Below are 20,925 nucleotides of genomic sequence, written 5' to 3'. Positions count from 1 at the left end.
ACCCTGTAGGCATGGCGTGGTGCGCCGCGCGACGGGCGGTTTGTGCATAACGGCGAAGTGGCGGGCATGTGGATGGCCACAACCTGCTGCTTCGCAGCACGCAACGGCATACACGTCTCCCAATACAGATAGGCATCAGCCGTTGCTGCTTATAGGAAGGACGATAGGTCTGAATGCGGTTGATCCATTGGTGCTAAAGAAACACTATCTTGAGGCGCCTCGTTGGGCGATGGGTTCTTGCGTCTCAGTCGTGACGCGGGGCGTCGTGGCGACGATCGCTTCGGCGAGTGCGTCGATATCCGCGATATGCGGATTGCTGCGCCGCCATATGAGCCCGATCTCGCGTGACGGCTCGGGCGGTGCAAAGGGCACGACGCGTAGCCTGTGGTTGACAGTCTCGGCTTGCAGCGCCATTTCCGGCACGAGAGTCATTCCAAGATCGTGAGTGACCATCTGGAGCAAAGTCGTCATAGACGTAGCGCCAATGTTGATGACATTGTTCGGGCGCGCGGCACTACAGACATCGAGCGCTTGATTTCGCAGGCAGTGGCCTTCCTCAAGAAGCAGCAAACGCCCCGGATCGATCTCTGCTCCCGTAAGCGGAGAGGTGAGTACATCCCGGCTGGTATCCGCCATTGCCATGAAGAAGCGGTCTTTCAGGAGGGGGCGGACAGACAGACCCTCTCTTGCCACAGGCAGCGCGGCAACCACTGCGTCCAACCGTCCCTCTTCCAATTCCAGCAGCAATTTATCCGTGATTGCCTCGCGCAGTTCGATCTCGATGCGCGGGTAGGCGGCCCGGAGATAAGGAACGAGTCTGGGCACGAGATAAGGCGCGACTGTCGGGATGGCTCCGATGCGGGCCGTGCCGGAAAGAGGGCCGTGCTTGTGCTGGCTTGCCTGTTCAAGGTCAGCGACCTCCGCAAGTATATGTTGCATACGCGGAAGTAGCGCCTCTCCCTCGTGCGTGAGGAGAATGCGTGAGCGGCTTCGCTCAACTAGTTTCGTTCCCAGCGCCGCCTCGAGCTCCATGATCTGCGCCGATAAAGCCGGCTGGCTGACATGCACGAGCTGAGCCGCCCGGCCGAAGTGCCGGGTTTGGGCGAGAGCGTCAAAATACCTCATTTGTTTGATCGTTACCATAATAGGAAAATCCTATCATAATTTGATGAAAATGCAATTTGATCCTATGGATGGGCTATGCCAGAAGTCTCCTTAGAAAAATTCCAGCACCGTATCCGATCTGCTAAGCTTCGGTTGTGTACGTGCGCGGGCGGTTGATTGTTTGGGGAAGAGGGCGATGACAGGGAAGAATTTCACCACCACCAACACTGGCGCTCCTGTGGCGTCGGATGAACATTCCCGCAGCGTGGGGCCGGATGGGCCGGTCGTCTTGCACGACGTCTATCTCGTCGAGAAGCTGGCTCAGTTCAACCGTGAGCGCGTGCCCGAGCGGGTCGTGCATGCCAAGGGCGGCGGCGCTTTTGGTGAGCTTGTCGTCACCGAGGACATGTCACCCTACACCAAGGCGGCGCTGTTCCAGAAGGGCGTGAAGACGCCGATGCTACTGCGCTTTTCGTCTGTGGCAGGCGAGCTCGGCTCCCCCGACACCTGGCGGGACGTGCGGGGTTTCGCTCTGAAGTTCTATACCACCGAGGGCAATTACGACATCGTCGGCAACAATACGCCGGTGTTCTTCCTGCGCGACGGCATCAAGTTCCCGGATTTCATCCGCTCACAGAAGCGCCTGCCCGGCAGCCACCTGCGCGATGCGGACATGCAGTGGGATTTCTGGACATTGTCTCCGGAGAGCGCCCATCAGGTTACCTATCTCATGGGCGACCGCGGACTGCCGTCATCGTGGCGGCATCTCAACGGCTATTCCTCCCATACCTATCAATGGATCAATGGCGCCGGCGAGCGCGTGTGGGTGAAGTATCACTTCCACAATCAACAGGGCGAACAGAACATTACCGGTGACGTCGCCGAGCGTATCGCGGGTACGGATGCCGACCATTACATCCGCGACCTCTACGAGGCGATCGAGCGCGGCGACTACCCGCGCTGGAAGGTCTCCGTGCAGATCATGCCCTATGAGGACGCAAAGACCTATCGTTTCAATCCGTTCGATCTCACCAAGGTTTGGCCGCATGCGGATTATCCGCTCATGCCGGTCGGTGAGTTCGTCCTGAACCGCAATCCCGAGAACTACTTCGCGCAGATCGAGCAGGCGGCCTTCGCGCCCTCCAATCTGGTGCCGGGCATCGATGTCAGCCCAGACAAGATGCTGCTGGCGCGCGTGTTCTCCTATGCTGATGCCCATCGCTATCGCATCGGCCCGAACTACAACGAACTGCCGGTGAACCGGCCAGTATCGGAAGTCCATTCCTATTCCAAGGATGGGCCGATGCGGCACGCCTTCGCCAGCCACACCAAGCCGGTCTACGCGCCGAATTCATTTGGTGGTCCGTCGGCAGATCCGACGCGGGCTTCGGAAAGCCGGGGCTGGGAGGCGGACGGCGAATTCGTACGTTCGGCCTACACGCTGCGCCGCGACGACGATGACTTCGGACAGGCCGGCACCTTGATCCGCAAGGTTTTCACCCAGGAGCAGCGCGACCGGCTCGTTGATACGCTTGTCGGCCAATATAACGCTCTGACGGTCGACGCCATCAAGGAGCGGTTCATCTGGTACTGGACGAGCATTGACCAGGCGACGGGCGATCTTATCGCGGCGCGCGTGCTGAAGCGCGCGGCCGAATAACGCGTCCGGTCGGCGTTGGGTGCAGGCCCGGGCTTTTCGCCCGGGCCTTTTTATTGTCTACGCTGCGCGGAAGACATCGCCGTGGTGCCGGCTAGCCGCAAGTGGATGCTGCCTGGGTCAGCGCCAGGGCAGCCGCCGCTTGCGTTGGATCCACGACAGGCAATCCTGTTGCCGCGCCGAGCGACGCGACGTAGCGGGCAAGGCCCGCGCCTGCGAAGACGATCGTGTCGGCGCCATGCTCGTCGCGCAAGGCGAGACCGGCCTTGATCAGGCTATTCTCGACGACGGCGGGATCCTGAAGCTGCCCATAGTCGAGCCCGAGCCCGACATGCCCGGCGACGCGCTCCCGGACTCCGAGACGACGCGCGAAACGCAATCCCTTCACCGGATTGCCACCGGACACGCCGATGGTGCCGACAAGGTCGCCGAGCGCAAGGCCAGCCATTATCCCTGCTTCGCCAATGCCGATGACGGGTTTGGCCGTCAGTTCCCGGGCGGAGAACACGGCGGGATCGGAAAAGCAGGCGATGACGAAGCCCGCCACTTCCGGCTTTTCGCATTCCCGCTCAATGAAGCTCAGAATGGCGGGCGATGCTTTGTCGCTGTCGCCTGCGTTCTTGATGCCGTTCGGTCCGTCGCTCAGGGTGAGGCAGCGGATATCCGGGCCGTCCTCGCGGACAAGCCAGCGGAGACTGCGCTGCATATCCTCCGTGATGCCGGTGTCCGTGCGGCTGCTCGGATTGAGGACATAGATCGTTCTGCGGGCCACCGCCGCCTCCATTTGACCAATGAGAGCCCAGAGCCGGCGGCTCCTGGGCGGGTCGTCATGACAATGCGCGGAAGTCGTCGATGAACGCGCGCGCGAGCTGCAAGGCGTCCGTCACGGTGTGCCGGAGACGCATCAGCTTGGTCGTCAGGAGCTTGGCGTCGAGCCCGTCCGGGTCGGTCTTCTGGAAGTCGTCGAGGCAGGCGAGCAGGGGCACCGGCAGGTGCAAGGTGCTGATGCCGTAGCTGTCTTGCTCGTATTTTCCGCTCGCCGAGCCGGTGATGAAGGTGAGCTGGCGCGACAGCCGTAGGATGAGGGTGTTGGCACGCTGCACGGCCTTCTGGTCCGTGGCGCCGGATGCCGCCAGTTGGTCGAGCCTGGCATCGAGCCATTCCAGCTCCGGCGCGAGCGCCGCGATGCCGTCCAAGATCAGCGACAGCGCGGCGGGATCCTTCTTGCCGTCGAGCATCCGCTTGAAACGGGCTTGGAGATCCTTGATCCGCGGGGTGAAGCGCTGCGGCAGGATTGGAGTGGTGGCGAGCGCATGGACGAGCCGCGTCCAGTAGTCGGTATCGCTGTCGAGGATGGCGGGATCGACGATCTCGATCGTGTCATGCTCGGTGTGGTTGTACCAGCCGATCGTCGCGCCGTGATAGCGTTCGATGACCTCCCGCGAGAAGCCGTGCCGCGCGGTGGTCGACGACACGCCGATGCCGAAGAAGGACTGGTCGCCGAACCTGTCGAGATTGCCGACAGCAATCGGAATGCTGCTGCCGACCGCCGCCTCGGCAATGGTCCGCGAGAATTCACGCAGCTCCGGACAGGCGTTCACATGGAACTCCGTGGTGTCCTTCATGCCGACGGAGTCGATATTGAGGTAAGCGACGCCGTTGCCGTTGATCTGTTCCCACAAAGCATCGACGAAATAGGTCGAGCCGGCAGCCTCGGCGACCTCGTGGCCGTTCCAGAAGCAGAACACGACGGAGCGACGCAGTTCGGCGCGGCGGGCGGCCAGCACGCGTGCGATCTCCATCATCACCGCGTCGCCGGTGATGTTGTCCGTCACCCCCGGCAGCCATGAATCAAGATGCCCGGAGACGATGATGAACTGGTCTTTTTCAGGCGAGGTTTCGGGGGCGTGCAGCCAGCCGATCGGCTGGCTGAGCTTGCGCCATTCCCGATGCGCCGTGACATCGGCCTTGACGACGACGGAGCCGTTTTTCATGAGGGCGCGCAGCGCCTGGCCGTCCCCACGCGAGATGCTGAGGCCGAAGAGGCGCGGAATGTTCTCCCAGGTCTCCGGGGTGGGGTTGCCCCACACCGATTTCAGCCCGCGCCAGGGAATATCCGGCTCGCCGTCGCGGCCCCAGTTCATGAGGAGGATGCCTGCCGCACCCTTGACGGAGGCGATGCGCGCCTTCTCGGGCGTCGCGGGCGCGTAGGAGACTTCCGCCAGGACGATCTTGCCGCGAACGTCCTTGCCCTCGTAGTCGCTCTCGCCGCCGGGGCCGACGTCGACGATCTCGGCGGAATAGCCGCCTTCCGGCGTCGGCTCGATATGGGCGCAGGCGAGCGCGCGGATGACGCGCCTTTCCGGCGAGACCACCTCGAGGGTGGCTTCGCCCGGATCGCTGTCGAAGGTCTCGAATTCCTGCAGCGCCGCGTCGAGGCCGTAGGACTTCAGCGTATCGACTACATACTGGCCGGCCCGGACATCCTGGCCCGAGCCGCTTTTGCGGCGTGGCGTGTCGATCCGCATGTGGTCAACATGCGCCATCACCCGGTCGATGGAGTGGGGGAGCTTGGTGGAGCCGAAAGTCATGACGCAGTCCTTTGTGTCGGGGCGACCAGGAAATGCTCGGCGAGATCGAGGTAGACGGCGCGAGCTTTTTCCATCTGGGAGAGATCGGCCCATTCGTCGGCCGCGTGCATATTCGCGCCGCCGGGGCCAAAGAGGAGCGTCGGGATGCCCGCGCCGTTGAAGATGTTGGCGTCGGAGACGCCGAAGCAGAACGTGAAGGGTGGCGCCTTACCGAGAACGTGCCGATAGCTCCCCGCGAAAGCCGCGACGAAGGGATGGACCTCGTCCATCACGAAGCTGTCGTAGCGTGGCTCGGCGATCGTCACGTCGAAGCGTGCCGGCGAGCGAAGATCATGCGCCAGCGCCGCGATGGTGGCGACGGCTTCCTTGGCGGTCTCGGTCGGCAGGAAATGCCAGTTGATCAGAAACTCGCAGCGGTCCGGCACGCGGATTTCGTAGACGCCGGTGCCCGAGCTCACGTTCAGTACACAATGGGTGCTGGTGCCGAATTCCGGATGGGTCGGCCGCGCCAGTCCGTCGATGGCGACGATAAGGCGCGCGGCTTCCGTCACGGCATTGATGCCGTCAGCTGGATGCGAGCCATGGGCAGACCGTCCTGTGACGACGACCTTCAGGTTGATCTTGCCCATCGAGGCGATCGAGGGGATGTCGAAATGCGGCTCGCACATGATCGCCGCGTCGATGGCATGACCCTGTTCGAGAAAGCCGCGCGCGCCGCGGGAATAGGCTTCCTCGTCCGCGAGCGCCGCGAAGATCACGCGGCCGGCCCAGTCGCCGCGGCGACGCGCGAGGTCGCGGACGCTGTGCATGGCTGTTGCGATGCCGGACTTCATGTCCATGGCCCCGACGCCGTAGAGGCGTCCATCGCGGATCACCGGGGTGTAGGGGTCCATGCTCCAGTCGTCGGGCGGCGTGACCGTGTCGCAATGCCCGCCGATGAAGAGGGTCGGCCCCGGCGCGCCGCCGCTGACCTCGGCGACCACATTGGTGAGGCCGCCGGCGGCCGGCTCGATGCGGGCCGGAATGCCGTTGTCCTCGAACCAGCGCGCGATGAAGGCCTGGACTGCGCCTTCCTCGCCCGAATGGCTCTTGATGCGGACGAGGTCGCCGAGGAGCACGGCGAGCTCCTGACTGACGGAGGAAGTGGACATGATCAGGCCCACCAGCGCCGTTCGAGCTTGGTGATGACCTCGACACCCGTCGTGGTGACGAGGACTTCGTCCTCGATGCGCGCGCCGCCCGCCGGCGTCCGGTAGAGGCCGGGCTCGATGGTCAGCACCATGCCGGGCTGCAGGAAAGTCTTCTCGCCCTTGCAGATCGCCGGCGGCTCATCGACGCCGAGGCCGATGCCATGGCCGAGATAGGTGCCGGCGCCGCCGTAGCCGAAGGCGAACTTGCCCTGAAAGCCGGCCTTGACGGCGACATCGTCGGCGATCTTTTCGAGGTCCTCCGCGAGGACGCCTGGGCCGATGGCGTCGACGCTGGTCTCGAGCATCTTCAGCACGGTTTCAAGCAGATGCACGCCGTCCTTCGTCGGGCGGCCGACCGTCGTCGCACGGCAGATGTCGATCATATAGCCCTGCCAGCGGCCGTTGATCTCCATATGGACGAGATCGCCGTCCTCCAGCACGCGATCGGAGAAGGCCGGAAACAGGAAGGGCTCTCCCGAGCGCTCGACGCCGGACTGGCAGGTCGCGAAGGCGTTGGTGGCACCACGCTTCGTCATTTCGGAAATGACGAAATTGGCAAGCTCGCGCTCGGTGACGCCCGGCTTGATCTCCTTGCGCAGCAATTCGCCGACTTCATCGGCGAAGGCTGAGCCCTGTCGCAGCGCCTCAAGCTCCTTCTCGCTCTTGACGGCGCGCAGGTTCATCACGAGGTCGTCGGCCTCCAGGAAGCGGACACCGGGATTGTAGTGCGTCATCTCGGCGAAGGTCATGGCAGAGATGACATCCATGCCGACAACGCCGACGGTTGCGCGCTGCGCGCCCGCGCGCTCCAGGATCGCCGTTATGCCCGCGACGATATTGGGATTGACCACGGTCTCCCCGACGCCGTGGGCCGGCACGTAGAACGGTGTCGTGACCGCGATTCCGGGATCGTCCTTGGGATCCGTCGGAATGTAGAGCAGGCCGAGCCCACGGCCACGGATCGCGAAGCGGCTCGGATGGCCCGCCAGCATCGGGATATGGCCGCAGAGATAGGCCAGATCCCCGTTGCGATCCGGCGCGCGCCCGGCGACGATCACGCCCTCGAAGCCGCGCATGCTCGCGAGCTCGCGCACGCGCTGCACGCGCCCCTTCATCTCGTCAATCACTTGTGTCTCCTATCGTGTGCGAACGTCGAGCGTGTCACGCAGCCCGTCGCCCAAGAGGTTGAGCCCGAGCACCAGAAAGATGATGGCGAGGCCCGGGAAGATCGAAATATGCGGCGCGCTGCGCAGCAGCGTGCGGCTCTCGGCGAGCATCTGCCCCCACTCCGCCAGCGGCGGCTTGACGCCGACGCCGAGGAAGCCGAGGCCAGCTGCCACCAGCACGGCTTCGGCCATCAACAGGGATGCCTGGACGATGACCGGCGACAGCGCGTTCGGCACCACATGGCGCAGCAGGATGGCGCCGTCCGTCGCGCCGAGCGATCGGCTGCTCTGGATGTAGTCCATCTCACGCACCTGCAGCACCGCGCTGCGGGCCACGCGCACGAGGCGTGGCAGGCTGGCGATCGCGATGGCGATGATGGTCGTGCCAAGGCCGGGGCCGAGGATGGTGACGACGGCAAGCGCGGTGATGATGCTCGGCAAGGTCATCAACACATCCGTCATGAAGATCACCGCGCGCTCGACGCGCCCCCGATAGTATCCGGCCAGAACGCCGAACAGCATGCCGAACAACGTGGCGATGCCGACGACGCAAAAGCCGAGGACAAGCGAGGTCTGCGCGCCGAAGATCGTGCGGCTCAGCACATCACGTCCGAACTGGTCGGTCCCGAAGGGATGTGCGAGACTTGGGGGCTTCGCCACGTTGCGTAGATCGACGGTATCCGGCCCCCAGGGCGCGAGCCACGGTGCGAGAAGGGCCGCGGCGATATAGAGCAGCACGATGACGAGGCCGGCCATCCCCATCTTGTGGCGCAGGAACTTGCGCAGGCGCCGGCTGCGGCTGCTCGGGGTGGCTTGAGCGGAGGTATCGGCAGGGTTCAACAGCGCCACCATCTCTCAGCTGGCCTTGATGCGCGGATCGACGATCGTATAGGCGAAGTCGACCAAGGTATTCACCAGGATGAAGAAGGCTCCGATGATGAGGATGGCGCCTTGAACGATGGGGAAATCGCGCCGGAAAACGGAATCGGCGAGCAACTTGCCGATCCCCGGCCAGACAAAGACCGTCTCGATGAGAACGGCGCCGCCCATGAGATAGGCGAACTGGATGCCGATGACCGTCAGGATGGGCACGAAGGCGTTGCGCAGCGCGTGTGTATAGATCACCGTCCGGTGCTTGAGCCCCTTGGCCTGGGCGGTGCGGACATAATCCTGCTGCAGAACCTCCAGAAGGCTTGCTCGCGTCATGCGCATGATGATGCCGATCGAATTGCCGCCGATGGCGAGCGCCGGCAAGATGAGATGCGAAAGACTTCCCGCACCTGTCGACGGCAGAAGGCCGAGGCGCACGGAGAAGATGAGCTGGAGAATGAGGCCAATCCAGAAGATGGGCGCGGAGACGCCGATCAGCGCGATGACCGACAGGAGGAGGTCCGACACTGAATTGGCGCGCAGGGCTGCATTGACGCCAAGGGTCACGCCCACGACCGCCGCGAATAGGATGCCGGCGCTGGCGAGCAGCAGAGTCATCCGGAATCGTTCGATCAGGATCGGCAGCACGGGCTCGCGGGAGACGATGGACGTGCCCCAATCTCCCGTGAAGAGCCCGCCAAGCCAGCTTAGAAACTGCCACCAGACGGGCTGATCAAAACCAAGCTGATGACGAATTACTTCGATATCCGCTTGTGATGCTCCCATACCGCCGACTGTTACGGCCGGATCACCGGGTACAAGTTGCAGGATGGAGAACACCAGTACCGAGAGAGCGAGAAGCACCAGTGCGGCATAGACCAGCCTGCGTGTGATGAACGACGCGAGATCCATGACAAAGATCGCCCGATTCTTGAACTCGAACCTGACAGCACGTCTGGGGCCATTCTGTCAGGCACGTGTGGACCAGAGTATCGCAGCTCAGCACCCAAGGCCTTTGCAAGCCACTCGGTCGGACCATCCGACGGACGGGAACGCTGCAGCCTCAGTTGAACTTGATATTCTTGAGGCGATAGACGTCCGTAGCGAGATATTCCAAGCCGCTGATATTTTTACGGTACCCAGTAACCTGAATGTAGCTGTACAGCGGCACCCAAGGCGCGTCTTTCATGATCAGTGCCTGAACATCGGCAGCTAGTTTCAGTCGCTTGTCGGGATCCACCTCGCGCCCGATCTCCACACGTAGGGAATCCACTTCCGGGTTCTTGTAGAACATGGTGTTCCAGCCGTTGGGCGGCATACGCGCGCTGTCGAACACCGTGTCTAGAATGATCTGGATATCCGCGGTGCCGGTCTCCCAGCCTAGCATGTAGAGCTCGGACTTGTTCTCCGCCTGCGGCTTGCGCAAGGCCGCGAGATAGGTCGACCAGTCGACGATCTCGACGGAGGCGTCGATGCCGATCTCCTTGAGCTGAGCCTGCACCGCGATCACCGTCTCGCGGTCCATGTAGTAGCGGCCCTGCGGCGTCCAAATCGTCGTCTTGAACCCGTTCGGGAAACCGGCCTCGGCGAGCAGCGCCTTCGCTTTCTTCGGATCGTAGGAATAGAGCTTTTGTGGCGCGTAGCCGAACACCGGGGGCGCGATGATCGTCTCTGCCGGTATGCCGAGCCCACGCAGGACGCCCTCGGCGATCGCCTCCTGATCGACGGCGAAGTTGAGGGCTTGGCGTATCCGCGCGTCATTGAAGGGAGGCTTGCTCACGTTGATGCCGATATGACCAACGCGGGTGTTCGGCTTCTTCAGTAAGGAAATTTCGGGCGTCGACTGCAGTCGCTCGATTTCGGAGCCGGGAACATCTGTCACGATGTCCGCCTCACCGGTTTCTAGCATTGAAAGGCGCGTCGCAGCCTCGGGAACTGTGATGAATTGAATGCCATCTGCCGCCGGTTTCTCACCCCAGTAGGCGTCGTTGCGGTTGAGCGTGACGCTCTGCTCAGCCTGATGCGACACGTATTTGAAGGGGCCGGTGCCAACAGGGTTCCAGCCGATCTTCGCCGGGTCTGCCTTAAGGGAAGCGGCGCTTAGAATGGATGCGGAATCCAGCGCGAGAACCTGCAGCAGCGCGCCAAAAGGCGCCGCGGTCGTGAGCTTGACGGTCAGATCGTCAATGGCCGCAACCTCGCTGATTGCACGTAGATCCGCCGCGCGGCCGAGACCCGATTTCGGATCGATGATGCGGCTGAGGGACGCCACGACATCAGCAGCAGTGAGCGATGTACCATCATGGAACTTGACGTTGGGACGCAACTTGAAGGTCCAAGTCTTCTTGTCATCGGCCAGCGTCCAACTTTCGGCCAACAGCGGCTCGATCTTACCCGTCTCGGCGTTCATCTGCACGAGAGGTTCCATGACTTGGATTCGCACGGTCTGCGCCTGCGTTCCGGCCGCCACGCCTGGGTCAAGCGTCAGGACGGGCGCTCCCATTGCGAACTTGATGCTGCGTGCATCGGCCTGGCCAGCCAATGCAAAAGCACTCGCACTGATCGCCAGCATGAATGCCAATGATCGCACCTTGAACGGCGAGAGACTATGCATGATGTTCCCCTTTTATTTTTTGCAGTGAGTTTAGATCGTGAAAGGAACGGCGCCTTTCTCTGTCACGTAATATCCGTCTTCCGCGGCGATTATCTTGTCATCGATTGGCCAAACGAATTCCGTGCAGCCGAGCATGCCCGTATGCAGCCGCTCTTTGAAGCCAGGCAGGAAGTGGACTGTCGCAAGAGTTTGCCGCTGCAGTGTATGGCCGCAATCACGTGTGTAGCCATCCATTGTCATGTCTTCGTGGAGCAAGCCGACCTGCTTCAGGGGCGTCGTCATCGGACGCAGGATCTCAACCCCGTTCGCATGAATTTCACCGCCGCTCATCCCGCTTTCGATCGAGGGGATCAGTTTGTCCACCAGAAGCTGTCGAAGTTCGTCATGCGCGGCTTGCAGGCCCGCGTCGGGGGAGACACTGCGTGCGATATCCGAGCAGCCGCGCACGCAGCCGAAAGCATCGGTGACCAGAAGGCCCATATCGAACTTGATTGTTTTGTCGGTGCTTTTAAGCGGATAGTCTCCGGCAATCGCAGGTAAAAGCGTCCGTTCGCCCGAGTGAATGATATCGAAATATGGATGGATGCGGCCATCCATGCCGACCATGGCCGCAAAATTCTGCACACCTTGGTGATAGACGGCGGCGACTTCGTTCTCCGTCAACCCGCTACCGAGCCTATACTTCATGAATTGAGTGGCGTGATCGATACCGTGGAGCACCGCGTTCGCCGCAGTAATGAAATAAAGGAGATCCGTTCCAGCGCGTTCGTCCTGCCAACGGCGCAGGGCGTAGGTTGCGTCAGCAAGAACAAATCCATCATTTGCGAGTGCCTGACCGATCCCGACAGCCAGATGCTCGCGCTCGATAGCAAGCTTTTGATTTCTGCTGTTACGGAGAGCGGCTATCAGGCTCGGCGCGCGGCCGGCCGGAATGAAATCTGCACGTTCGATGCTGTCGCGGGAGATGATGAGGATCTCGTCGCTTTCAGGGATATAAAGAGCCGTCGTGCCGTATCGATCAGCAACGCTGCAAGGCAGCCCTGTAAACATCTCCACGTTGAAGGGAGCGCTCACGTAGATCGCGCCGAGATCCGCCTCTCTGCACAGTCTGTCGAGAACGGCAAATCCTAGCGGTTCAGTCGATAGGCTACTGACCAGTTCAGGCCCAAAGCGCAGCGAAGACACAAAAGGAGTCAGCGCTGGAACATCCGTATCGCGCGAGGCGTGCCACTGTGCCTCTATATCCTGCCGACGCTTGCGATACAGGAAACACGGCCCCATGGGCTGGTGCAACTCGCTCGTGTTTGCGATAGCCACAGGACCTGACTGTGCCAACGCATCAAAGCGCCCAATCGGCATATCTGCGTCAATGTCCAGCAGCCCATCGCCAGCCAGTCTACGCACGGCCTCAGTAAACGATTGGGGACGACGTCCAGGCGGGTCATTCCAGCTGAAATAGCTAGCGAAGGTTTCAAAAGGGATGGCCTTTGTCGCCGTCTGGAAGGCGGCTGCATCGAATGCTCCAATCACCATGGATGCATTGCCGTCGTTTTCGATCAGAACGGGACCAATGCTGTTCGCACTGTCTTTGAATATCTTCGGGAACGTAAGCTCGTTCCAGAAACTTCTCCCAAGAATATCAGATATGCGGTCTCGCCCAATATACACGCGCGACTTCATTAGCCCCTCGGATTTTAATTGCTATGCTTCTTATTTGCGCAATCGCGCAAATATTGTCAGCAAATGCCTGCGGTTCGCGCAGGAAACCGTTCTTGTGAGGAGCATCGCACTATCCGTTCGGGTATGTCAATAGTCAGGAGTTTCGTCCCAAATATTGGGACAAGTATTGATAGCCGGGGTCGTTTGTCGTATGAGCGTGGACAGGGAAGGAAGAGGGGGAGCTTGTGCCAGAACACATCAACGGGAACGCCGGCCTTGCCGCCGGGGACGCGCGGGCGATGCTCCCATGAGCCTCGTCATTACCAAGGCGATCAAGTTGATCGAGCTCGTTGCGGCAGGCACCGACACCCTTGCCGGAATTGCGTCAGCCGCCGATATGTCGCGCAGCACGGCCCACAGACTGCTCGCAACTCTTGTCGAGCATCATTATCTGTCCTTTGAAGCGCGACGCTACGCGCTTGGATATCGGCTCCTCGAGCTCGGCGAACAGAAAAAGCGCAGCCTGAGCTTCGTGGAGGTACTGCGCCCCACTCTCGTCCGCTATGCGGAGCAGACATCCGACACTATCCATCTCGCTATTCTCGATGGAACCGACATTGTGGTCATCGAGCGGGCGCCTGGAAATCGGCAATTGCAGATCAATTCCTTCGTGGGACAACGGTCTCCAGCCTTGCTGACCGCCGTAGGGAAGGCGCTCGTGAGCGTATTGCCCGCAGATGACTGGAAGGGGTTCCTGAAGCAGCTCCCGCCGGCCCCGCCCAAGAGCGCCGAGCAACTGCGCCGCGAGCTGGCGGCAGCGCGCGAGCGACGCTTCGCCTTCGATTACAACGAGTGTGATGTCGGAACCTGCGGTGTCGCATCCACCTTCCTGATTGACGGGACGGTGCGAATTGCGGTCAGCATCAACGGGGCGACCGTCTATTTCGACAACGGACGCCTTGAAGAAATGGGGCAGACCGCACAGAAGCTCGCCGGGGAGCTGGAGCGCGCGGCGGCCGGGCTGCGCATCAGTACCATTCGCTAAAGGAGATTACGACGAGCGTGATCTTTGGCCACGGATTGCCTATAACGCACCACATGGGCGCTTCTTTCGCAAGCGCCGTGCGGGACCGTGGGCTTTCCGGTCCCAAGGTGATCAGCGAGGAAGACGGCGATTCCCGTTCTTGACACAACAAACAAGAAAAACCTGCTCCTACTCATTCACTTGCGATGGTTGGCGGTATGCGGGCAGATCATCACGATCGTCTTCGTCCAGTTCTGGTTTGAAATACCGCTGCCGCTTTGGCCGATGGTCGCGGTGCTCGCCTGCCTGGTACTGCTCAATATCGGCAGCTTGCTCCGATACCGGCTGCGCGCGGAGGTGTCGGACACGGAGCTGTTTCTGGCGCTCGTCCTCGACGTTGCCGCCCTGACGGTACAGCTGTTTCTCAGCGGTGGTGCTTCCAATCCTTTCGTATCGCTCTATCTTCTACAGATCACACTCGGGGCTGTGCTTCTGGAGGAACGCCTCGTCTGGGCGCTTCTCGCCATAGCCAGCGGCTGCTTCTTTGCGCTCACAAGCCTTTATCGTCCACTTCCCCTTCCGCTCAGCGACGGCCACGAGCTTTTCAGTCTCCACATCCAGGGCATGTTCGTATGCTTCATTCTCGCTGCCTGTCTGCTCGTGCTCTTCACGACACGCATCAATCGCAACCTGCGCGATCGCGATGCGCGGCTCGCGGCCATGCGTCAGCAATCAGCCGAGGAGGCACTCATCGTCCGCATGGGGCTGCTGGCGTCGGGCGCTGCGCATGAACTCGGTACGCCGCTCGCGACGCTTTCGGTCATCCTCAACGACTGGCAGCGTATGCCGGAATTCCGGGCGGATGCTGACTTGCTCGAGGAGATCTGCGAAATGCAAAATCAGGTCGATCGCTGCAAGCAGATCGTCTCAGGCATCCTGATGTCGTCAGGCGAGGCGAGAGGCGAGGGCACCGTCAGAACGACAGTCAACGGGTTCATCGATGACCTGGTCGAGGAGTGGCGCTCTAGTCGCTCGCCAGCGCATGTCGACTATGTCAGCGCGTTCAGCCCCGATGCCGCCATTATCTCGGACCCGGCGTTGAAGCAGGTCATCTTCAACATTTTTGACAACGCCCACGAGGCCTCGCCGAACTGGATCGGGGTTACAGTCCGGCGACATGAGGATGATTTCATTCTGACGGTCAGCGATGTGGGACCAGGCTTCGATGAAAGGATTCTCGCCGAGTTGGGCAAGCCCTACCGTTCGAGCAAGAACAGACCGGGTGGTGGTCTCGGGCTGTTCCTGGTCATGAATGTCGTGCGAAAGCTCGGCGGAAACGTCAAGGCCGAGAACCATCCCCGCGGCGGTGCGTCGGTCACCCTCACGTTGCCCATCGCGTCGCTCTCATCAGGAGGCAGCCGTGGACGCTAACCCGTCTCTTCTCATCATTGAAGACGATGCTTCCTTCGCGAAGGCACTGCGAAAGTCGTTCGAGCGCCGCGGCTATGAGGTTGCAGTGAGCGATGGCATCGACGCAGCACGGAGCGCCCTGCAGCAGATGGCGCCGGCCTATGCCGTGGTCGACCTCAAGCTTGCCAGCGGCTCCGGACTTGAATGCGTGAAGATGCTGCACCAGCACGATCCAGAGATGAAGATCGTCGTCTTGACCGGCTTTGCGAGTATCGCGACCGCTGTGGAGGCGATCAAACTGGGCGCCTGCCACTATCTGGCGAAGCCGGCCAATACCGACGAGATCGAGGCCGCGTGGGGACGCGGGGAGGGCGATCCCTCGGTACCCATGACTGTACGTCCGACGTCCATCAAGACGCTGGAATGGGAGCGCATCCACGAGACCCTTGTGGAGACGGACTTCAACATTTCAGAGGCAGCTCGGCGGCTTGGCATGCACAGGCGAACATTGGCGCGCAAGCTCGAGAAAAAGCAGGTTAGCTGACTAGGGCGGCAGGCCCCGCCGCAATCGGTACTCGCCGCGAAAGACGAAAATGGCAGCCGCCAGGACCATCAGGGCAAGACCGAACCAGGTCAGCGCATAGACGAGATGGTTGTTGGGAAAATTTATGATCGTCAGGCCCCCCACCGGTGTTGAGAGCGATGCGGCAACGCGATCTGCGTCAATGAAATACGGAGCCGTGCCGGACAACCCGCGCGCCCCGGCGATGGCGGCGATATCGCGCGAATACCAGCGATCATTGACCGGATCATTCGTGCGCAGAAGCGCTCCCTGTGGCTCGGTGAGGCGCAAGAGGCCAGTGACCGTCGTCTCACCGGAAATCTGGCCCGCTGCGCGTGCCGCCGCATCGCGCAATTCGGGCGGCACAAAACCACGGTTGACGAGAACGGTGAAGCCGGTGGCGGTACGGAGCGGCGTCAGCACCCAATAGCCGCCCCCACGCTCCGTTACCGCCTGGACCAGCGTTTCGCGGTCATTGAGAAAATGGCCTGTGACGACGACCCGGCGATATTCGTCGTTGGCTGTGTCGATCCGCGGCCAAGCGTCAGGCCCCGGTGCGGCGATCGCGGGCGCATGAATCCGGCTATCAACACGGGCGATGAGATCAAGCTTCCAGGCGCGCCGTTCTATCTGCCAAACGCCAAGCGCCGTAAAACCGGCGACCCCGATGATGGCGAGGATGCCGAGCAGCGCGAGCACCCATGGCGAGCGAGGAGCCGGGTCGCTCGGAATGGCCGCTGGTGCTCGGCCGCCGGCAGGCTCACGCGTCCGATCATGTAGATCGGCAGCGCGTGCCATGCCGGAGAAGCCCGTCACGGAGCCTGGCCCGTCGCATGGCCGGGCATCATATTGGTGTCGAGGTGATACATGACCCAGAGCGATCCGGAGAGCGCGATGAAGACGATGATAAGCGTGAAGACGAGAGCCATCATCGTCCATCCACCTTCTGAGCGGAAGTCCATATGCAGGAAGTAGATCATGTGAACGACGATCTGCACGATGGCAAAGGCCATGATCGCGACGGCAGTCACTTCATTGCTCGCGATAGGACGCGCCATCACGAGCCAGAAGGGCACGGCCGTCAAAACCACGGACAGCGCGAAGCCGATGAGATAGCTGCGCAGCGTTCCATGCGAGGGACCAGCGTTGTGGCTATCGTGACCTTGGTCGTGGGTAGACGCGTGAGCGGCGTGACCGTCGGTGCTCATCGAAGCATTCCCATGAGATAGACAAAGGTGAAGACGCCGATCCAGATAACGTCCAGGAAGTGCCAGAACATGCTGAGGCACATGAGGCGTCGCCTGTTCGCAGCGATCAGACCGCGCTGGTGCACCTGAACCATCAGGGTCACAAGCCAGATCGTGCCGAATGTCACATGAAGACCGTGGGTGCCGACGAGCGCGAAGAACGAGGACAGGAACGCGCTGCGTTGGGGGGTAGCACCCACATGAAACATATGCGTGAACTCGTAGAGTTCGATCGAGAGGAACGCGAGGCCGAAGAGGCCCGTGACCGCGAGCCAGATCTGAGTAGCCGCGACCCGCCCCTGCGCCATGGTCAGCATGGCGAAACCATATGTGATCGACGAAAACAGGAGCATCGATGTGTTCAGGGCGACCAGGGGAAGGTCGAAGAGGTCCTTCGGCCCCGGCCCCGCGGCGAAGTTGCCGCCGAGCACCCCGAAGGTCGCGAACAGGACTGCAAAGATGAGGCAGTCGCTCATCAAATAGATCCAGAAGCCGAGCAGTGTGCTCGACCCCTCCTCGTGGTGATGCTCCTCCACGAGATAGAAGGTAGGGGCGCCTGGTTCGGCCTTCGCGGTGCTAACGACTGTTGTCATGACTTACACCTGAGCCGCGATAAGGCGCGTGCGCTCGGTCTCGGTGCGCGCAACCTCATCGGCGGGAATGTAAAAATCGCGCTTGTAGTTGAAGGTGTGCCCGATCGCTGTCGCCAGGAGGCCAACGAAGCTCAGCGCCGCGAGCCACCAGACATACCAGATCAGGCCGATGGCGAGGGCGACGCTGAAACCAGCAAGGATCACGCCGGCGGCTGTGTTGCTCGGCATATGGATGGGCCTGAAGCCTTCCAGGGGGCGCTCGTACCCCCGGGCCTTCATATCCCACCAGGCATCACCGTCGTGCACGACGGGCGTGAAGGCGAAGTTGTAGTCCGGAGGCGGCGATGAGGTGGCCCATTCGAGGGTCCGGCCGTGCCAGGGATCGCCTGTTGTATCGCGCAACTGGTCCCGCTTCATGATGCTGACGGCGATCTGCAGAAGGAATGAGAGGATCCCGCACAGGATCAGGAAGGCGCCGAAACCAGCTATCACGAACCAGATCTGGAGCGAGGGGTCGTCGAAGACCCTCAGCCGCCGTGTAACGCCCATCAAGCCGAGCACATAAAGTGGCATGAAGGCGAAGAAGAAGCCGGACACCCAGAACCAAAACGACATCTTGCCCCAAAAGGGATCGAGCTTGAAGCCGAATGCCTTCGGGAACCAGTATGTCATGCCGGCGAAGAGGCCGAACAACACGCCGCCAATGATGACGTTATGGAAATGCGCGACGAGAAACAGGCTGTTGTGGAGTACGAAGTCTGCCGGCGGGACGGCAAGGAGCACGCCCGTCATGCCGCCGATTACGAAGATCAGCATGAAGGCGACCGTCCACATCATCGGCAGCTCGAACCGGATCCGCCCGCGATACATCGTGAACAGCCAGTTGAAGATCTTCGCGCCGGTGGGGATCGAGATGATCATCGTCGTGATGCCGAAGAACGAATTGACGCTCGCGCCGGAACCCATGGTGAAGAAGTGGTGCAGCCATACGAGGTAGGACAGGATCGTGATGCACACGGTCGCGTAGACCATGGACGTATACCCGAAAAGCCTCTTGCCTGAGAAAGTCGAGGCGACTTCGGAGAAGATGCCGAATGCCGGCAGGATAAGAATGTAAACCTCCGGATGCCCCCAGATCCAGATGAGGTTGACATACATCATCGGGTTGCCGCCGAAATCGTTCGTGAAGAAATTGGTCCCTACGTAACGATCGAGCGACAGGAGCACGAGGACGGCGGTCAGAACAGGGAAAGATGCCACGATGAGCACGTTCGTGCAGAGCGACGTCCAGGTGAAGATCGGCATCTTCATCATCGTCATGCCGGGGCAACGCATCTTAACGATCGTACAAATCAGGTTGATGCCCGATAAGGTCGTCCCGACGCCCGCGACCTGCAGCGCCCATATGTAGTAGTCAACGCCAACATCCGGACTGTACTGGATCCCCGACAATGGTGGATAAGCGAGCCAGCCGGTCTTGGCGAACTCCCCGATAAATAGCGACATCATCACGATGACCGCGCCACCCGCCGTCATCCAGAAGCTGAAGTTGTTGAGGAACGGAAACGAGACGTCGCGTGCCCCGATCTGCAGCGGCACGACGTAGTTCATCAAGCCGGTCACCAGCGGCATGGCCACGAAAAAGATCATGATCACGCCGTGAGCCGTGAAAATCTGGTCGTAGTGATGCGCGTCGAGATAGCCTTCGCTTCCATTGAAGGCGATTGCCTGTTGCAGGCGCATCATGATGGCGTCGGAAAAGCCGCGCAGCAACATGACTATGCCGAGCACCATATACATGATGCCGATGCGCTTGTGGTCTACAGTGGTGAACCACTCGCGCCAGAGATAGCCCCACAGGCGAAAATAGGTGATCGCGCCGAGAAGACAGGCTCCGAGGAGGGCGACGACCACGAAGGTCACCACAACGATGGGCTCATTCAGGGGCAGGGATTCCAGGCTGAACCGCCCGAGAAGAAAGCTGTAGTTCGCAGTAGGATCAGTCATATCAATCGAGCCGATCAGGATCTTTGCGACTGGCGCATGTCAAGAAGCCAGGAGGCGCGCGGCGATGGTGAAGGCGTGAACGAAGGACGTGGCAGGCCAACGCCGAGGATCGGCGAACCCGAGATGGGCAATGGCTTGACGGCACCTTGATTGAGCGCGGCGTTCGCCTCCTCGACGGAGCAGATGCTGACGAGATAGGTCGGTGTGGGGCCGAAAAATGCGCCGCGTCTGGCGGTCTTGTCATAATGCAAGCGCATCAAATCGATCCCGGCAAGGCCGAGGCCGCCTTGTGCGTCGATCGCCATCATCTCGTGGGCGCACATCTTGCCCGGTTCGACGCAACGATTGACGATGGCGGCGAACAGCTGCGGATCGACGGTTCCAAAGCGGCGAACCGGCACGTTCTCGCTGGGTTTTTCGAGCTCGAGATATTCCTCCCGGCCGAGGTTTTCGCTCGAAGCCTTGACTTGTGCGATCCAGGCGTCGAATTCGGCGTCGGGAAGCCCGCGGAACGTGAAGCGCATTCCCGAGAACCCTGCGCCGCTATAGTTGGCCGAGAAGCCTTGATAGTCACCTGCCTTGTTGATGACCGCATGAAGCTTGGTCTCCATCCCGGGCATCGCATAGATCATCCCAGCCAACGCAGGCACGTAAAACGAGTTCATCACCGATGAAGCGCTGATGCGGAAACGGATGGGGCGATCCACTGGCGCCGCAAATTCATTGACGAGCGCGATCTGGTGCTCGGGATAGATGAACAACCATTTCCAATCTAATGCGACGACCTGGACCTCCAGGGGCTGCACATCCCGGGGAACGGGCTCCCCCGGCGCAATGCGATCAAGAGGGCGATACGGATCCAGCAGATGCGTCCCCATCCAGGTAAGGGCCCCAAGGCAGATGATGATCAGAAGAGGCGCAGCCCAGATAACAAGCTCAAGCTGTGTGGAATGCGACCATTCCGGATCGTACGGCGCGTCCTTGTTCGTATGCCGATAACGCCACGCGAATATGACCGTGAGCACCATCACCGGAATGATGATGAGCAGCATGAGGATCGTGGAGGCGATAATGAGGTCGCGCTGCTGCTCGGCAACGTCGCCGGCAGGCCTCATCACAACGAAGTTGCAGCCAGTCAGCAAAACCGCGAGCGGCAGCAGAGCGAAAAGGCGAAGTTTGCTCACAAGCTTACCCATGGCCAGATCCATCATTGGTCGGCACCGCTAGCTGC

At 61.1% G+C, this 20,925-nt stretch carries 18 protein-coding genes; 4 read left to right on the top strand and 14 right to left on the bottom strand.

Annotation, left to right across the window (positions count from 1 at the left end; genetic code table 11):
- Positions 1–204 precede the first annotated feature (204 nt).
- The gene (locus tag KIO76_RS28235) at positions 205–1,143 is read right to left on the bottom strand and encodes a hydrogen peroxide-inducible genes activator (RefSeq protein ID WP_213326879.1); all 939 of its coding nucleotides are present in this window, start codon (positions 1,141–1,143) and stop codon (positions 205–207) included.
- A gap of 157 nt (positions 1,144–1,300) precedes the next feature.
- Here KIO76_RS28235 and KIO76_RS28230 point away from each other — a divergent pair, with 157 nt between their 5' ends.
- Positions 1,301–2,764 carry a catalase gene (locus tag KIO76_RS28230; protein ID WP_213326878.1) on the top strand — a complete coding sequence of 488 codons (1,464 nt, stop codon included), beginning with the start codon at positions 1,301–1,303 and terminating at the stop codon, positions 2,762–2,764.
- A 91-nt stretch (positions 2,765–2,855) separates the two neighbouring features.
- Here the strand turns inward: KIO76_RS28230 and KIO76_RS28225 are convergent, their stop codons facing one another.
- The 8 genes from KIO76_RS28225 to KIO76_RS28190 all read right to left on the bottom strand — a co-directional run bounded on the left by KIO76_RS28225 (position 2,856) and on the right by KIO76_RS28190 (position 12,872).
- Positions 2,856–3,533 (bottom strand): aspartate/glutamate racemase family protein, encoded by a 678-nt coding sequence (locus KIO76_RS28225; RefSeq protein WP_213326877.1) that lies wholly within the window; start codon positions 3,531–3,533, stop codon positions 2,856–2,858.
- Between the two features lie 55 nt (positions 3,534–3,588).
- Positions 3,589–5,352, bottom strand: coding sequence for a M28 family peptidase (locus KIO76_RS28220; RefSeq protein WP_213326876.1), 1,764 nt, complete (start codon positions 5,350–5,352; stop codon positions 3,589–3,591).
- On the bottom strand, positions 5,349–6,503 hold the full coding sequence (locus tag KIO76_RS28215; RefSeq protein WP_213326875.1) for a M20 family metallopeptidase: 1,155 nt from the start codon (positions 6,501–6,503) through the stop codon (positions 5,349–5,351). The genes KIO76_RS28220 and KIO76_RS28215 overlap by 4 nt, the downstream gene beginning before the upstream one ends.
- 2 nt (positions 6,504–6,505) lie before the next feature.
- Positions 6,506–7,669 carry a M24 family metallopeptidase gene (locus tag KIO76_RS31695; protein ID WP_213326874.1) on the bottom strand — a complete coding sequence of 388 codons (1,164 nt, stop codon included), beginning with the start codon at positions 7,667–7,669 and terminating at the stop codon, positions 6,506–6,508.
- 9 nt (positions 7,670–7,678) lie between these two features.
- Positions 7,679–8,548: an ABC transporter permease gene (locus KIO76_RS28205; protein WP_213326873.1), complete on the bottom strand. Its 870-nt coding sequence runs from the start codon at positions 8,546–8,548 to the stop codon at positions 7,679–7,681.
- A 15-nt stretch (positions 8,549–8,563) separates the two neighbouring features.
- Entirely contained in the window at positions 8,564–9,490 is a 927-nt protein-coding gene (locus tag KIO76_RS28200) for an ABC transporter permease (protein WP_213326872.1), read from the bottom strand.
- 151 nt (positions 9,491–9,641) lie between these two features.
- On the bottom strand, positions 9,642–11,192 hold the full coding sequence (locus KIO76_RS28195) for an ABC transporter substrate-binding protein (RefSeq protein WP_213326871.1): 1,551 nt from the start codon (positions 11,190–11,192) through the stop codon (positions 9,642–9,644).
- Between the two features lie 30 nt (positions 11,193–11,222).
- Positions 11,223–12,872 (bottom strand): M24 family metallopeptidase, encoded by a 1,650-nt coding sequence (locus tag KIO76_RS28190; RefSeq protein WP_213326870.1) that lies wholly within the window; start codon positions 12,870–12,872, stop codon positions 11,223–11,225.
- Positions 12,873–13,158: 286 nt separating this feature from the next.
- Here KIO76_RS28190 and KIO76_RS28185 point away from each other — a divergent pair, with 286 nt between their 5' ends.
- From KIO76_RS28185 to KIO76_RS28175, 3 genes are all read left to right on the top strand, one after another.
- The gene (locus tag KIO76_RS28185; RefSeq protein ID WP_213326869.1) at positions 13,159–13,896 is read left to right on the top strand and encodes an IclR family transcriptional regulator; all 738 of its coding nucleotides are present in this window, start codon (positions 13,159–13,161) and stop codon (positions 13,894–13,896) included.
- A gap of 189 nt (positions 13,897–14,085) precedes the next feature.
- A complete protein-coding gene (locus KIO76_RS28180; protein ID WP_349629435.1) occupies positions 14,086–15,306 on the top strand; it encodes an ATP-binding protein in 1,221 nt (406 codons plus the stop codon).
- Positions 15,296–15,829 carry a response regulator transcription factor gene (locus KIO76_RS28175; protein ID WP_213326868.1) on the top strand — a complete coding sequence of 178 codons (534 nt, stop codon included), beginning with the start codon at positions 15,296–15,298 and terminating at the stop codon, positions 15,827–15,829. Before KIO76_RS28180 ends, KIO76_RS28175 begins: the two co-directional genes overlap by 11 nt.
- Here KIO76_RS28175 and KIO76_RS28170 read toward each other — a convergent pair whose 3' ends face one another.
- The 5 genes from KIO76_RS28170 to cyoA are packed head-to-tail and all read right to left on the bottom strand — an operon-like array spanning position 15,830 to position 20,878.
- Positions 15,830–16,663, bottom strand: coding sequence for an SURF1 family protein (locus KIO76_RS28170; RefSeq protein ID WP_291976206.1), 834 nt, complete (start codon positions 16,661–16,663; stop codon positions 15,830–15,832). It lies immediately after the preceding gene.
- On the bottom strand, positions 16,660–17,055 hold the full coding sequence (gene cyoD / locus KIO76_RS28165; RefSeq protein WP_213326867.1) for a cytochrome o ubiquinol oxidase subunit IV: 396 nt from the start codon (positions 17,053–17,055) through the stop codon (positions 16,660–16,662). Before cyoD ends, KIO76_RS28170 begins: the two co-directional genes overlap by 4 nt.
- On the bottom strand, positions 17,052–17,687 hold the full coding sequence (cyoC, locus tag KIO76_RS28160; protein WP_213326866.1) for a cytochrome o ubiquinol oxidase subunit III: 636 nt from the start codon (positions 17,685–17,687) through the stop codon (positions 17,052–17,054). Before cyoC ends, cyoD begins: the two co-directional genes overlap by 4 nt.
- A 3-nt stretch (positions 17,688–17,690) precedes the next feature.
- Positions 17,691–19,694 (bottom strand): cytochrome o ubiquinol oxidase subunit I, encoded by a 2,004-nt coding sequence (gene cyoB, locus KIO76_RS28155; RefSeq protein WP_213326865.1) that lies wholly within the window; start codon positions 19,692–19,694, stop codon positions 17,691–17,693.
- A 14-nt stretch (positions 19,695–19,708) separates the two neighbouring features.
- Positions 19,709–20,878, bottom strand: coding sequence for a ubiquinol oxidase subunit II (gene cyoA / locus KIO76_RS28150; protein WP_213327152.1), 1,170 nt, complete (start codon positions 20,876–20,878; stop codon positions 19,709–19,711).
- Positions 20,879–20,925: the final 47 nt, after the last annotated feature.

The organism is Chelatococcus sp. YT9 (assembly GCF_018398315.1).
Taxonomy (GTDB): Bacteria; Pseudomonadota; Alphaproteobacteria; order Rhizobiales; family Beijerinckiaceae; genus Chelatococcus.
Note: the sequence above shows the minus strand (reverse complement) of the source record. Positions and strands in the feature narration are given on the sequence as shown.